Origin of the sequence: Methylocystis iwaonis, assembly GCF_027925385.1 — a bacterium.
Taxonomy (GTDB): domain Bacteria; phylum Pseudomonadota; class Alphaproteobacteria; order Rhizobiales; family Beijerinckiaceae; genus Methylocystis; species Methylocystis iwaonis.
This window is the reverse complement of record NZ_AP027142.1, coordinates 1,041,423-1,054,964: the sequence shown is the minus strand read 5'-3', so window position 1 is coordinate 1,054,964 and position 13,542 is coordinate 1,041,423. Positions and strand designations below refer to the sequence as shown.

At 65.8% G+C, this 13,542-nt stretch carries 14 protein-coding genes; 1 reads left to right on the top strand and 13 read right to left on the bottom strand.

All coding sequences use genetic code 11. The features are described from left to right. Positions 1 to 36: 36 nt before the first annotated feature. From hpnE to QMG84_RS05025, 5 genes are all read right to left on the bottom strand, one after another. A complete protein-coding gene (hpnE, locus tag QMG84_RS05045) occupies positions 37 to 1,278 on the bottom strand; it encodes a hydroxysqualene dehydroxylase HpnE (protein WP_281930898.1) in 1,242 nt (413 codons plus the stop codon). After that, positions 1,275 to 2,141, bottom strand: a complete 867-nt coding sequence (gene hpnD / locus QMG84_RS05040) for a presqualene diphosphate synthase HpnD (protein WP_281930896.1) — start codon at positions 2,139 to 2,141, stop codon at positions 1,275 to 1,277. Before hpnD ends, hpnE begins: the two co-directional genes overlap by 4 nt. Next, positions 2,138 to 3,016 (bottom strand): squalene synthase HpnC, encoded by an 879-nt coding sequence (gene hpnC, locus QMG84_RS05035; protein WP_281930894.1) that lies wholly within the window; start codon positions 3,014 to 3,016, stop codon positions 2,138 to 2,140. The genes hpnD and hpnC overlap by 4 nt, the downstream gene beginning before the upstream one ends. Positions 3,017 to 3,028: 12 nt before the next feature. After that, positions 3,029 to 4,186 carry a glycosyltransferase gene (locus QMG84_RS05030; protein ID WP_281930893.1) on the bottom strand — a complete coding sequence of 386 codons (1,158 nt, stop codon included), beginning with the start codon at positions 4,184 to 4,186 and terminating at the stop codon, positions 3,029 to 3,031. A gap of 250 nt (positions 4,187 to 4,436) precedes the next feature. Then, positions 4,437 to 4,649, bottom strand: coding sequence for a ChaB family protein (locus QMG84_RS05025; protein ID WP_281930892.1), 213 nt, complete (start codon positions 4,647 to 4,649; stop codon positions 4,437 to 4,439). 97 nt (positions 4,650 to 4,746) lie between these two features. On the opposite strand from QMG84_RS05025, the gene QMG84_RS05020 reads away from it, so the two are divergent. Further along, positions 4,747 to 5,238 (top strand): hypothetical protein, encoded by a 492-nt coding sequence (locus QMG84_RS05020; RefSeq protein ID WP_281930891.1) that lies wholly within the window; start codon positions 4,747 to 4,749, stop codon positions 5,236 to 5,238. Positions 5,239 to 5,459: 221 nt separating this feature from the next. On the opposite strand, the gene pyrF is transcribed toward QMG84_RS05020, so the two are convergent. The 8 genes from pyrF to QMG84_RS04980 form a co-directional block, all read right to left on the bottom strand. Then, the gene (pyrF, locus tag QMG84_RS05015; protein WP_281930889.1) at positions 5,460 to 6,152 is read right to left on the bottom strand and encodes an orotidine-5'-phosphate decarboxylase; all 693 of its coding nucleotides are present in this window, start codon (positions 6,150 to 6,152) and stop codon (positions 5,460 to 5,462) included. A gap of 166 nt (positions 6,153 to 6,318) precedes the next feature. Beyond that, entirely contained in the window at positions 6,319 to 6,933 is a 615-nt protein-coding gene (locus QMG84_RS05010) for a class I SAM-dependent methyltransferase (protein ID WP_281930887.1), read from the bottom strand. Positions 6,934 to 7,142: 209 nt separating this feature from the next. Further along, the gene (locus QMG84_RS05005) at positions 7,143 to 8,708 is read right to left on the bottom strand and encodes a hypothetical protein (protein WP_281930886.1); all 1,566 of its coding nucleotides are present in this window, start codon (positions 8,706 to 8,708) and stop codon (positions 7,143 to 7,145) included. Between the two features lie 98 nt (positions 8,709 to 8,806). Then, complete coding sequence (locus QMG84_RS05000; RefSeq protein WP_202072169.1) at positions 8,807 to 9,613, bottom strand: MipA/OmpV family protein; 807 nt, start codon at positions 9,611 to 9,613, stop codon at positions 8,807 to 8,809. 329 nt (positions 9,614 to 9,942) lie between these two features. Beyond that, positions 9,943 to 11,193: a TadE/TadG family type IV pilus assembly protein gene (locus tag QMG84_RS04995; protein WP_281930884.1), complete on the bottom strand. Its 1,251-nt coding sequence runs from the start codon at positions 11,191 to 11,193 to the stop codon at positions 9,943 to 9,945. A 546-nt stretch (positions 11,194 to 11,739) separates the two neighbouring features. Beyond that, positions 11,740 to 12,264, bottom strand: a complete 525-nt coding sequence (gene gpt / locus QMG84_RS04990; RefSeq protein WP_281930882.1) for a xanthine phosphoribosyltransferase — start codon at positions 12,262 to 12,264, stop codon at positions 11,740 to 11,742. Next, the gene (locus QMG84_RS04985) at positions 12,261 to 13,010 is read right to left on the bottom strand and encodes a competence/damage-inducible protein A (RefSeq protein WP_281930880.1); all 750 of its coding nucleotides are present in this window, start codon (positions 13,008 to 13,010) and stop codon (positions 12,261 to 12,263) included. Before QMG84_RS04985 ends, gpt begins: the two co-directional genes overlap by 4 nt. A 99-nt stretch (positions 13,011 to 13,109) precedes the next feature. Continuing rightward, on the bottom strand, positions 13,110 to 13,463 hold the full coding sequence (locus QMG84_RS04980; RefSeq protein ID WP_281930879.1) for an HIT family protein: 354 nt from the start codon (positions 13,461 to 13,463) through the stop codon (positions 13,110 to 13,112). Positions 13,464 to 13,542 lie beyond the last annotated feature (79 nt).

Here is a 13,542-nt window from a genome sequence, read left to right as displayed (position 1 = left end):
GTGTGCATGTGTGGCCCGCAAGAGGGAGGGATAGGCTCACGCCCCAGCGAGCGCCGCAGCCTTATACCCCGACCTTATCGTGCCCTCGATGGTCGCCGGCAGCCCCGTCGCGGTCCAATCGCCCGCGAGGAACAGATTGCGCCATTGCGTCTGCGCTCCCGGACGGCGCGCCTCCTGCGCGGGCGTCGCGGCGAAGGTCGCGCGCTTTTCCTTCACGATCTGCCAGGGCGGCAGTTCGCGCGGCAGTCCGGATGCGGTCGCGACCTCGGCCCAGATTTTCTCGGCCAAAGCCTCGCGCGGCGCGTCCATCAGCCGGTCGGCGCCGCTGATCGTGACCGAGAGCCGGTCGTCGAAGGCGAAGAGCCATTCGGAGAGCGAGCCCACCATGCCGAGCAGCAAGGGCTGGCCAGGCGGCGGCGCGATCTTGAAATGCACGTTGAGAATCGCGCGGTGATCGTCCGGCGTGACGAGCCCCGGGATCAGCTCCTCAGCAATCCAGGCCGGAACCGCCAGCACGACGCGATCCTGATCGCCAAGCGCAATCTCCTCGTCGGCGAAGCGCAGCGCGCGGGCGCCCTCGCCGTCGAAAACGATCTCGCGCAGCCGCGCCCCAAAGCGCGGCTCAACGCCCTGCGCCTGCAGCTTGCGCAGCGCCGGCTCGATGAAGGCGTGGCCCAGCCCGCCCTTGGCGACGAGCGGCCGACAGGCCGCGCCGCCTGCCGCAAGCGTCTCGCGCAGCACGGCGCCGGCGAGCGTGGCGGCGGCTTCGCTGGGCTCGATATTGAGCGCCGAGAGCATCACCGGACGCCAAAGCTTCTCCCAGAGCAGGCCCTCGCAACGCATGGTCGCGCCGATGGTCGCGCCCTGCTTGGCGAAAAGGAGCCTGCCGGCGTCGAGATAATCGAGCGGTCCCGTGCCCGGCACGCGTCGGTCGGCGAAGAAAACCCACCAGGGGAGCTTCGAATCGTTGGGACGCAGCTTCCAGCGCCGGCCCGTCTCGAAATCGAGGAAGTCGAATTCGCACTGTTCCGGGCCCACGAGCGCGTCGCTCGCGCCGATGCGCGCGCCGTAATCGCGCGCGGCCGTGTTGCCCGAGAGCAGCAGATGGTTGCCATTGTCGATCGTCAGGCCGAGCGTCGCGTCGACATAGGAGCGGCAGCGCCCGCCCGCCATGCGCGCGGCTTCATACAGCCTGACCCTCTTGCCTTCGTCCGCGAGGCGCACGGCGCAGGAGAGGCCGGCGAGCCCCGCGCCAATGATGTGGATCGTTTCGCTCACAGGAAGGCGTGCCGAACCAGAGCGCCGACGAGCTTCAGCTTGGACACCCGAACGGGCGCGCGCGGCGGCGCGAAGCCGCGCGTGGTGAGGCCGTCGAGGATGGAGCGGTAGCCGGCGGCCATCAGATAAGGCGCCTTCACCGCCGCCTTCGGCAGGCCCGCCATCACGAGGTCCGCCTGCTCGAAATGCTCGCGCGCCCGCTGCATCACCGGCGCGCAGACCTGATCGAGCGCCGGGCTCGCAAGGGCGGCGTGCGGCGCCTGCGTCGTGACGCCGGCCTCATCCAACGCCTCGCGCGGCAGATAGAGCCGTCCGCGGGCGGCGTCTTCGTCGAGGTCGCGCAGGATATTGGTGAGCTGCAGGGCGCGGCCGAGATGATAGGCGAGGAGCTTGGGGCCGGTGGGCAATTGGGCTTCGTCTTCTTCGACAAGGCCGAAAGCGCGCACCGACAGACGCCCCACGGCGCTGGCGACGCGGTCGCAATAAAGCTCGAGCGTTTCCCAATCGGGCGCGCAAATGTCTTCTTCGACATCCATCGCCATGCCGTCGATGATCGCCTCGAAATCGGCGCGGTCGAGCCGGTAACGGCGGACAGGATCGGCGAGGAAGGCGCTGCGCGGGCGGATGCGGCCGGCGTAGAGTTCATCGAGATCGTAGCGCCAGTGATCGAGCGCCTCGCGGCGCGCCTCGCGATCGCCTTCGTCGTCGGCGATGTCGTCCACCGCGCGGCAGAAGGCGTAGATGGCGAACATGGCGTCGCGCCGCGCCGGCTCCAGAATGCGCATGGCGAGATAAAAGGAGCTTTTGACCGCGATGGGCTGCGTGTTCAAAGGCGCGATGTCGTTGAAGCTTTCGATGGTCATTGGGGAACATCCGCCGTTTTGCGGCGCGGGCGGGAGATGCGCCGGATCAAGGCGCCGGCTGCGCCCATCGCGCCCGCGAGCGCAAAGCCGAGCTTGCCTTCATGCACCTTCTCGCACAGCGGATCGGCGATCCGCAACCGCAAGACGAGCCGCTCGGCGAGCGTTTGAATCGCGCCGACTTCCATCGCCAGCCGCGTATCGTCGATCAGATCGGCGAAAATGCGCGACTCGTCGAGCAGCGCGGCGGTTTTCTCGTTGAGGTCGCGGATAGCGGCCAGAAGCGGCGCCGGCGCGCGCGCCGCGTTCAGCATCTCGACCGCCCCGCCATGGGCGGAAAGCGCCTCGGCGGTGATGTAGACGCGGTTCAGATTGCGATAGTCCTTCGCGCAATCCTGCAAATGGTTGATCACCTGCAAGGCGGCGCAAAGCGCGTCATTGGCGGCCCAGACGCGCGCCGGGTCTTCGCCGTGCACATCGCAGACGAAACGGCCGACCGGCATCGCCGAATAGCGGCAGTAGTAGATGAGGTCGTCCCAATCGCGATAGCGCAAGTAAGTGACGTCGCGCTTGAAGGCGACGATGAGATCGCGCGCGTGCTGCGGATCGAGGCGGCGCGCGCGGCATTGCTCCCGCAGCCGCGCCGCGACGGGCTCGTCGGGGCCATTGCCGACCAGGGCGGCGTCGAGCCGGTCGAGGAGGTCGAGCTTCTGCTCGGGCGTCAGCGTGGCATGGTCGGAGATGTCGTCCGCCGCGCGCACGAAATCATAGAAGGCCAGGATCGGCGCGCGATGGCGCGGCGCGATGAGAACCGAGGCGACGGGAAAATTCTCGTCGCGGTGCGTCTTGCCGGAGCTTGTATCGGCAATGTCGATCATAAATCCTCTCGCTCAGGCGGGCGCCTGGAAACGACCTTTCCACTCGCCGCCGCGGCCGCGCATGTGCCGCGAGGCCGAAACGACGGTAAACCACGTATAACACGCCGCGATTAACGGCAAAGCGAAGGCCCGCGCCCGCGACAGGCCGTAGAAGCGCAAGCTCGGCATATAGGCCTGCGCCATGATCATCCAGGCGACGAGCCCGATCTCCCGCGCCGGCGGCGCCCCGAAGATGGCGAGCAATGGCGGCGCAAGATAGACGACGATCATGCCGAGCAACGCGCCGGCGAGCTTCACGGGCGAATAATCGAGCTGGGCGTAGGCCGAGCGCGTCACCATTTTTTCGATGTCCGCAAGACGCGGATAGGGGCGCAGGCTGTGGACATCGTCGGTGAGGCCGAGCCAGATCGGCCCCTGGCGCTTCATCAGCGCGCCGAGCGCGCAATCATCGATCAGCGCCTCGCGGATCGCCGGCAGGCCGCCTGCCTCGGCCAAAGCCCCGGGACGGACCAGCATCACCCCGCCTGCCGCGCCCGCGACCTTGCTCTTGGGGTCGTTCACGGCGCGGAAGGGGTAGAGCATCTGGAAAAAGAAGACGAAGGCCGGGACGAACCATTTCTCCGCCGCGCTCTCGCAGCGCAGCTTCACCATCAGCGAGGACAGCACGGTCTTGCGCGCCGTGGCGCCGGCGACGAGGCGGGAGAGAACCGGCGGCGCGAAGGCGATGTCGGCGTCGCAGAAGAGCACGAAGTCGGGCTGCTTCTCGAGGCCGCGCATATAAGTGAAGCCGCGGTGCATGGCGGCGATCTTGCCGGTCCAGCCGTCCGAGGGGCCGCCGGATTGGAGGATGGTCAGGCGCTCGGCGGCGCCAAGCTCGGCGGCTTTGGCCCGGGCGACGTCGGCCGTGCCGTCCGTGCTCTCGTCGTCGACCAGAACGACCTCGAAACGGCCGGAAAATTCCTGCTGCAGCAGGGAGGCGACGCTGGTCGCGATCACCTCCGCCTCATCGCGCGCCGGGACGATGGCGACGACATGGGCGCCCTGCGGAACGACCGCGCCTGCGGGCGCGAATCTTCGGTCGTGCTCGGTGAGCCGCCAGAAACCCGAATTGAAAATCAGGAGATAGAGCCAGGCGGCGAGCCCGGCGAGAGCGATGAGGGTCAAAACCATGGCGCGGCGGTTTCTACCATCGCGGGCGCCGGCTGGCCAGAGCGGCGCTTCAATCGCGAGGCAATTCGGCGAAGGCTGGAAGCGAGCCAATCCCTCCCCTTTACGGGGAAGGTGACCCCGCGAAAGCGGGGTCGGGTGGGGTCAGGCCAAACGGAGTCGATGCGGCTTGGACCCCACCCGGCGGCCTTTGGCCGCCGACCTCCCCGTAAAGGGGAGGTATTCAGCGGCTAATGACGAAAGATGCCTGTATTCAATCCTCCCGGCGCCGCCAGCCTTCTTTCGTCTTCACATAGCTGCGCTTCACCGCCGCCCAGGCGATCCGATGCGCCGCCTCCTCCTGGCGGGGATCGCCTTGGTGATCGGCGAAAGCGTGGTTGAAGGCCTCGCGGAAAATATCCTGCGCATGCAGCGGCAGAAGCCGCTGGAGATTTTCGGGCAGGTCGTCATTCGTCCGATAAGGCAAGCTTTTCTCCGACAGTTGAATTTGTTTTCGCGCGACGCAAAACTAAAAATAGAGGGCTGGCTGAATTTGGCGCGCCAGCGCCAGAGGAGAGGCCGTCTTGTTTTATCTTGCTGTCTTCTTTCTTCTTGCCGCCGGCGCCGCGCATTGGGCGGCGAACCGGGAAGCGCAAAAACACGGCGAGACGGTCCTGGCGCGGCGCTGGGAGACCTCCGTTTTTTATCGCGACGAGGAATTCATCGGCTGGGTGACCAGCGGCTCCGCCTCCGTCGACGGATATAGAAGCGTCCTTGCGCCTTATGATTTGGCGCTGCTCGCCTGTCTCGGCGCGGCGCTCGCGGCGGGATCGCTGGCGGCCGCCGAATCGCTGCAATGCGTCGACGGCGGCCGTTGGGTTCTTTGTGTGGCGCCCGTCGCCTTCAGCGCGGCTGATTTCGTGGAAGACCGCCTGCTGCTCGCCCGCATGGCCGCGCGGTCGGCTACGCCCGCCGAGGTGCAGAAGCTGCGACGGGCGACGCTCGGGAAATTCCTGGCTTTGGCGGCGGCCGTGAATCAGACGGTCGCCCTCGCCCTCTGGGCGTTTTTCGCCTGAGAGACGGCTCGTTGTCATTCCCGACGCTTGCGAAGCAAGCGATGGGGAATCCAGAGCCACAAAAGCGCTGGTTTTTACTGAGAGCCCGTCATTGCGAGCGAAGCGAAGCAATCCAGGGCAGCGATGCGGCCCTGGATTGCTTCGTCGGCTCCGCCTCCTCGCAATGACGGCGGTGGTTTCCTGTGTGTCCAAACTGCGCGAGCGTCGGGAATGGCGCCGATTTAGGCGCCCTCGATCTCCGCCACGATGGCCTGCGCCGCCGCGCGCGGGTCGGCGGCGCGGATGATCGGCCGGCCGACGACGAGGTGATTGGCGCTTGCGGCGATCGCCTGGGCCGGGGTTGTGATGCGCTTTTGATCGCCGACGTCCGCGCCGGCGGGACGCACGCCGGGGGTGACGAGCAGCATGTCCGGGCCGACGAGCGGCCGGATTGTCGCAAGCTCCAGCGGAGAAAGGATCAGCCCGTCGATCCCCGCCGCCTTGGCCTGGCCGGCGCGGCGGGCGACGAGGTCGGCGACGCCATAAGCGTAGCCCGCCTCCTCGAGATCGGCGTCGTCATAAGAGGTCAGCGCCGTCACGGCGAGAAGCTTCAGCTCGCCCGCCCCGGCGCGCGCCGCCGCCATGGTCTGCGGATAGGCGTGGATGGTCAGGAAATCCACGCCCATGCGCGCGATCTGCCGCGTCGCGCGCTCGACGGTGGCGCCGATGTCATGGAGCTTCAGGTCGATGAAGACGCGCTTGCCGGCGTCCTTGAGCTCATGCGCCAGCGCCAGCCCGCCGCCATAGGCGAGCTCCATGCCGATCTTGTAGAAAGAGACGGCCTCGCCGAGCGTCGCGATCAAGGCGCGCGCGTCCGCGACCGTTTCGAAGTCGAGGGCGACGATCAGGCGGTCTCTAGCGCTTTCTTGCGACACGGAAGAGTCTCCGGCGTGAGTTGGAGGACGTCCTTATCCTGAGGAGCTGCCGAAGGCGGCGTCTCAAAGGACGAGGACGTCCGATCGCGACGCGTTTTCCTCTCCGTCGTCCTTCGAGACGGCCTCTTCGAGGCCTCCTCAGGATGAAGGAGAGGAAAACAACCCCTCACCCGACTGCGCTGCCATGGCCGGCCTTGCGATAGCGCCAGACGCGGGCCGGGGGGATGTTCAACAGAACGGGCGCCGAGCCCTTCCCGACATAGGAGCCTTTGAGCCCATGGGCATGGATCGGCATGGGCGAGACGGTCAGGCCATAGGTGAACTGGATGAACAGACCGTCGTCACCCATCAGCTCGAAGGCCTGATGCAGCAGCTCGACGCGATCGCGTTCCGGGCGCACGAGAAGCGGCAGGCTGGAGACCACCGTCGCCACCTGCCCGTCGATCTTGTCTGCGAGCGTCTTCTTGAGCCCATAGGCGTCGCCCTGCACGATCTTCACGCCGGGATAGCGCTCGGCGAGCATGTGGCAGAAGCGCCCCTCATATTCGACGAGCACCAGCCGCTCGGCGGGAATGCCGCGCGCGAGCAGCGCCTTGGTGACGGGACCGGTGCCCGGTCCAAGCTCCACGATCGGACCTTCGCGGGAAAGATCGACAAAGCTCGCCATGGTTTTGGCGAGCGCGGGCCCCGAGGGCTGGACGGCGCCGATGAGCCGCGGATTTTCGATCCATTGCTTGATGAATCGGGCGCTGTCGGCGAGCGAGGCTTTGGCGTTCTGCAAGGGCGGTTTCCCCAAATGCGGCTGTTATTTTTTGGTTTTGCGGCGCGCAAACGGCCCCGCTGCGGGGGCCGTGGGCGTAAGAATAGAAGAGAGCCCGGATAAAGACAACGCGACGGGTCGCTGGGTTCGCGCCGGTTCGCGAGACAGAAACGAGAAAGCCCCAGCCAGTCCTGCGTTTCATGCGACCCGGGCCGCATGGCGCGGTTCGATCAGTTGGACGCCGCGAGCGTCAAGCCGCCAGTGGCGCCGATATGCCTGGCCAGCGCGCCCCATTTGCGGAACAAGAATTCCATGTCGCGGCGCAGCGGCAGGAAAGCGGCGTCGATGTCGAGGCCCTGCCCCACGCGCTCGGCGACGGCGTTCACCTGCGGCATGCCGAGACACAGGCGCAACGCCGCCCGGCCGCCGATCAGCACGGGCTGACCGACGTGACAGGCGCGCGAATAGTCGTCGCCGACGAGCGCGCCGCGCGTCGCGCGCAGCGCCTCGTAGATCAGGCGCGCCTGGGCCGGATCGCCGTGATTGGCGAGGATCGGAAAGAGCGTCGCGGGCTTGCCGCCGAGACGCCAGTTCTCGGCGTCGAGAAAGTCCAGCTCGGCGTTGCTGGCGACGCCGCGACGGGCGGCCTCCACAAAACGCATCTTGATCTCGTCGCGCAGGCCCGCCTCTATTTTTGCGTAAGTCTCGATTTCCGCCAGCGCGGCGGTCCAGCGCAGCCCTAGTCCGAGATTGGCGGGCGCGAAATTCTCCGCCTCGAAGGCGCGGCCGAAGGATTGCGGCCAGTCGGATTGCGCGGCATAGGCGGCGAATCCCGGCGGCAAGGCGATGTCGCGCAGCGTTTCGGCCTTGTCGGCAGGAATGAGCAAAGCGCCGCAGAACGGCGGCCCGCCGGCGAATTTCGATCCTGTGATCATCACCAGAAAGCCGGCCGCGAGATCGGCCTTGATGTCGTCGAAAGAGCAACGAAGCTGGCTGGCGTCGACGAGAACGAGCGCCCGGCCTCTGGCGCTCGCAAGAATTTCGCGCGCGGCGGCGCGGCGCGGCCCGGCCCGGCCGGTCTTCGAGGAATCGAGCAGATGCAGCAGCGTGGCGCGGCCCATGCGCAGGGCTTCGGCGACGGCGAGACCGGCGGCGCGGTCGACTTCCGCCGCCGCGCGCGGATAGCCTGAGGGGTCGCGGATCGCGACGCGGCGCATGACCACATCGTCATTTTCCCAGCCGGCGAGCGGGGCCCCTTTTTCGACATTCGGCTCGAAAGCCGCCGTCCCGGCAAAATGCGCGCCCGTGGCCGCCAAAGGCACGCCGCTGCCGGTTTCTTCCGGCGCGACGACAATCGTCGCGATCGGGCGGCGCAGCAGCGCCTTGGCCACTGCGAGCGCGGCGAGCCCCGCCTCCGTGCCCGAGGCGGTGAGAACGACCTCGACGCCCGGCGCGCCGAAGAGCGCAACGATCCGCGCGCGAATCTCGTCGAACCAGCCCGCAAGATCGGCGCCCGGTCGCGACAGGGCGTCGAGGGCGCCGCCGGCGGCGTCATAGCCGCGCGGGCTCACGGCGCTCGCCGTCGAGGAAGAAAACCAAAGCTCGTCCGGCGCGGGCGCCGCGGGAACGCCATAGCGGTTGCGGCGCGTGACGGGATCGAGCCAAATCCGCTCGTCGCCGCCGGAGACGAGCATCATATCGAGCCGCGGATTTTTGGCGGCGCGCGCGTCTTTGCCGGCGCGGGAGGCGCTCGCAAAAGCCGGGTCCGCCAATAATCGCCTCGCTGCGTCGCTCATCAGTGCCCGTCGAATCATGGCCGCGCGACCATCGCGCGCCCGGCCAGTCTTGGCGGCGAGTGCTTAACAAAGGCTATGGATGCCGACGCAGGCGCGCCTCAAAACATGTCGACGTAGAAGCTGTAGGAAACGCTCAGGCCGAGCATCCATTGATTAGCCGAGCCGAGATTGGTGACCAATGGGCTGGCCGCCGCGCTGCCGACGAGGCGGTTGTAGCGAAGGAAGGCGGTCGTCGACCAATCCTGCGACCAGTCGTATTTCACGGCGGCCATGGCGCCGAAGGATTTCACGCCCCAGGCCGCGACATAGGGTGGAACGGAGCCATTGCCCAGCGCGTCCTTCCAGGTGACGCCGAAAAGCTTGTTCATGTAAGCCTGATCGCCGATCGTCAGGCGCGGGCCGATGGAAAAGGTCCAGGCGCCGTGCTTTTCCACCCAGTCGAGATAAATCTCGGCGATCATGCCGTGATGGCCGAGGAAGCCATGGCGTAGCTCGGCCCGCGCGCGCAGCTTCTGGAAGGTCCAGAATTCGGCAAATCCGCCCGCTTCGACCGTCCAATCGATGTCATGGACGCCATGGAGCTCTCCCCATGATGATTGTTGGCGCGGGCCGCGCAGCCGGCCGGAAACGCCCGCTTTCAGAAAGCCGTTGTCATAGAGCGCAAAGCCGGGCGCTTCGTCCGGCGCGCTGAAGCCGACCGAAGCGCCAGGGCGCCGCATCGACAAGCCCGGCAGAAGGAAGGGCGACAGATTTTTCGACCCCTCCCAGGTCTGCGAGAAGCCGCCATGCGCGCTCACGGTGACGATCCATCCGGAGACCGGCTTGGGATCGGCGAGACTTTCCGCTTTTGCAGCCGACACGGAAACAAGGGCGGCCAGACAGCATTTTCCAAGTAATTTCGACATCGACCCGACACGAGGCTCCCCAAAAGGCCCCGCGAAGGTGCGCCGTTAAGCTTACCGCGATGGAAACGAGCATCGTAAACAGAAGGTTACGCGATATAAGCTGAATGGCGCGCGCGATTATCTTGGCAAAATATTTTTGGGCGTCACGATCGAAGCCACATTCCATTTCCGTTTCGAGCAGCGCGCATTTGGGGCCTTGTCATCCCATGCCCGTCATTGCGGGCGAAGCGAAGCAATCCAGGGCGGCGATGCGGCCCTGGATTGCTTCGTCGGCTCCGCCTCCTCGCAATGACGGCGGTGATTTCCTCTGTGTGGCCTTCAGACCGGCGTCAATTCACGAGCCGCGGCACGGCGCCGCCGCTAGAGCCGCCTGCGCCGGCGATCGAATAGGCGGAGCTCTTGAAGCTCCAATTCAGCGTGTTCAAAATGACCGAGTTGACCACGATCGTCAGGGCGTCCGAGGTGACGTTGGACATGCTGTTGAAGGTGATGTTTCGGCTCGGCAGGTAAATGAGCCCCTGGAAGCTGTGGCCCGCCTGTCCGTTGATGGTGAACCCTGACTGCGCCAGGCCGACGGGCTCGTACATCAGGATATTCGCGTAGGTTCCGGAGGTCGGGGCGGTCAGATTCGCCGTTACGCCGCTGTTGATCTGCATGTAGGACGAATCGGCAAAATAGAAGGTCACCCCATTGCCGTTCATCGTCCAGCCGCTGTTCATGTTCCAGCCGACGCCCTTGAACACATAGAGACCTGGATTGAAGGTGACCGTCCCGCTGCCGTTGAAATTGAATCCGCCGCAATAGACCCCGGGGTTGAGCGTCACATTGCCCGAGTAATTCTGATTGCTGACGGTGCAGGCGCCGACGGAGACCGCCGGGAGCTTGCCCGCAAAGGGATCGGAGACGACCGGGCACCCCGTGCTGAGCGCCGGGATCGATCCGGCGTTGTTGAGGATTTGCGTGCCCGCGACGCAGAGCTTGGAAACGGAGAAGCTGTCGCCGCCGTTGAAGGTCGCCGCAGGCCAGCCCTTGGAGGCGACGTCGATCTCGCAGGTCGGCGCATCGATGACGACACTGGAATTGGCGAGCAATCCAGGGCTCGCGGTCGTGCTGAGCGCCAAGAGGCAAACGCTGTTCGAGCTCGCCGCCCCCGCTGTCCCGAGGCTCGCGGCGGCCTTCGCGCTGACCGTGGTCGAATTGATATTCACAATTCTCATGACGGTCGTCGGGACGACGAGAGCGCCGTTCACCTGATAGAGGCCGGCGGACGGCTCTGTTTCAGAGACGGTCAAACTCAAGCCGCTCGCCGCCGAGCCCATATTCGTGATGACGGACGACTGAGCCAGTTGCTGGCGCGCCGCCTGGGTGAGGCTCGCGTTTCTGGCCGCGACGAGCGCCGCCTCGTCGACCGCGTGCTGCAGACGCGACTTCAACATGGAGGCCGAGGCGAGATCCAAGGCGGCGCCGATCGACGCCATGACCGGCACGGCCGCGAGCGCGAAGATCATCGCTACGGAGCCCGAGCGTGAGCGCCGGAAGAGTCCAGCCAAGTGTGAGATGCAGCGTTTCGCGCGATTCATAACCCCCGCTCCCGATAGGCGTAAGCACAGCGACTAGCTTGACTGTGTAAATCCCTTTCCTTTGCAATGGCTTAACTGGATTGGACAGACGACGGGAAATTGCTCGGGCCGCGCTCGGCCAAGGCGCCGGCTTCCTTGGGCGCCGACAGACGCATGTTCGCCAAACGAAGGGAGGGTGGTGCGGGCGGCCGGAATCGAACCGGCACAGGCCTTGCGGCCCTACGGATTTTCATACCCGCTACGGCTTTCGCCGCCCCGCATGCGCGGGTTTGGGGTCTGGACTATCCCTTCGCCGTAGCGCGTTTCGCGCCTTAGGCGCCGCCCGTCTAGTCTCTACACCTTCCCGCCCAAAGGGCGGGCTTGGCTCGGGATCGCCACTTTCGAGGGTTCCCCGACTTTGAGCGGTTCTACTCCGTCGGTTTCCCGGGTGGAGCACTCAAATTTCTTCAAGTCCGTTGCGTCTACCAGTTTCGCCACGCCCGCGATCTGGAACGTCAGGCGCGTTATAGGGCGGCTGCGGCGACGGCGCCAAGCCTCATTTTAGTCTCACCGCCCCCGCGCCGGCTTGTGGATCGGCGCCTGGAAGGAGAGCCCCGTGTCCCAGGGGAAATAAATCCAGGTGTCCTGCGAGACTTCGGTGACGAAAGTGTCCACCATCGGCAGGCCCTGCGGCTTGGCGTAGACGGTGGCGAAATGCGCTTTGGGGAGCATTTCGCGCACGGCCTTGGCGGTCGCCCCGGTGTCGACGAGGTCGTCGATGACCAGCACCTCCTCGCTCGGGCGCGACAGGATGGTTTCCGTGAGCGGCTTCAAGACTTCGAGCGCTTCGCGCTCGGTCTCCTCGTGGTAGCTCGCGACGCAAATCGTCTCGATGACGCGAATCCCCAATTCGCGCGCGATGATGCCGGCCGGCACCAGCCCGCCGCGGGTCACCGCGACGATCGCCGAGAAACCGCCGATCGCCGCAAGCCGCCAGGCGAGCGCCCGGACGTCCCGGTGGAACATGTCCCAGGAGACGGGAAAGATTTTTTCCGGCCCATCCTGCATTTGAATCATCTGTTCCGGGCTCATGGCGCGAGTTCTACGAGCATGGCGCGGACGGCGCGCGTGGCAAGGTCGAGACTGGCGGCGTCGCGGCTGCGCAGCACGATCTGGTTTCTGATGCCGGCGCTGGAGAAACGGGGATAGGAGCCGATGCTCACCCCCTCATGCGCCAGCGCGATTGCCTCGAGCTTCAATGCGTAAGTCCCTTCCGGGATCGCGCCCGCTTCGATGGTTTCAACCTGGATGGGCGGGCCGGACCTGAGCAGCGGCCCGACCGTATCCATCATCGATTGCATGATAACCGGCACGCCGGCCATGACGATGACATTGTCGATCCAGAAGCCCGGCGCCTTGGAGGCGGCGTTGCGCACCAGCGCCGCTCCCTTAGGCACCCGCGCCATGCGGCGGCGGGCGGGGTTGAGTTCTTGCTCGGTGAAGCGCTCGCTCAGCAAGGCGATAGCGTCCGGGTCTTCCACAACCTCGACGCCGAAGGCCTTGCCTACGGCGTCGGCGGTGATGTCGTCGTGGGTTGGGCCGATGCCGCCCGTGGTGAAGACGTAACTATAACGCGCGCGCAGGGCGTTGAGCGCCGCGACAATCTCGACTTCGTCGTCCGGCACGACGCGCGCTTCACGCAGATCGACGCCGATCTGGGCCAGATAATTGGCGATGTAGCGCGTGTTCACGTCCTGCGTGCGGCCGGAAAGGATCTCGTCGCCAATGATGAGAACCGCCGCCGTCGCGGGCGCCTCGCCTGTTGCGGCTTCTGTCATTTTCTGCCGGCCTCCCTGGAGGCATTATGGCGATCACAGTCCGGAACGCCAAGCCTGGCGCCAGAGAAGCAGGCGTGATCTTCGCCGATCGCTTCCGCCTCAGCCTTGGCGTGCGGGCGGCGGCGGCGTATCGCCGGCTCTGCGCGGAATGAGATGCAGATGGGCGTGAAAAATCTTCTGCCCCGCCGCCGCGCCGATATTCGAGCCGAAATTGAAGCCCCCCACGCTGTGGTCGGCGCGCATGATGTCGCCACGCAGCGCCTCCGCCAGCCGATGCATGCATTCGCGCTCGTCCAGCGTCGTATCGAAAACATCGAAAGCGTGCCGCTTCGGCAGGATCAGACTGTGAAGCGGGCGGACTGGATATTTGTCGTGCATGGCGAAAGCGAGATCATTCTCGCAAAGGATCGATAATGAAGCTCGATCGCAAAAAGGGCAGGAAGCGTTCGTCATTTTTAATTCCCATAGAAACAAAAAAGCGCGGAGCCAGGCGCCGCGCATAGTTTATCAACAAACCTCCGAGGCGGCCTCG

Bases quoted from the DNA above. Each gene is read 5' to 3' on its own strand.
- hpnD (WP_281930896.1), bottom strand. From the start codon at position 2,141: ATGACCATCGAAAGCTTCAACGACATCGCGCCTTTGAACACGCAGCCC.
- hpnC (WP_281930894.1), bottom strand. From the start codon at position 3,016: ATGATCGACATTGCCGATACAAGCTCCGGCAAGACGCACCGCGACGAG.
- QMG84_RS05030 (WP_281930893.1), bottom strand. From the start codon at position 4,186: ATGGTTTTGACCCTCATCGCTCTCGCCGGGCTCGCCGCCTGGCTCTAT.
- QMG84_RS05005 (WP_281930886.1), bottom strand. From the start codon at position 8,708: ATGAGCGACGCAGCGAGGCGATTATTGGCGGACCCGGCTTTTGCGAGC.
- QMG84_RS05000 (WP_202072169.1), bottom strand. From the start codon at position 9,613: ATGTCGAAATTACTTGGAAAATGCTGTCTGGCCGCCCTTGTTTCCGTG.
- QMG84_RS04995 (WP_281930884.1), bottom strand. From the start codon at position 11,193: ATGAATCGCGCGAAACGCTGCATCTCACACTTGGCTGGACTCTTCCGG.
- gpt (WP_281930882.1), bottom strand. From the start codon at position 12,264: ATGAGCCCGGAACAGATGATTCAAATGCAGGATGGGCCGGAAAAAATC.
- QMG84_RS04985 (WP_281930880.1), bottom strand. From the start codon at position 13,010: ATGACAGAAGCCGCAACAGGCGAGGCGCCCGCGACGGCGGCGGTTCTC.
- QMG84_RS04980 (WP_281930879.1), bottom strand. From the start codon at position 13,463: ATGACGAACGCTTCCTGCCCTTTTTGCGATCGAGCTTCATTATCGATC.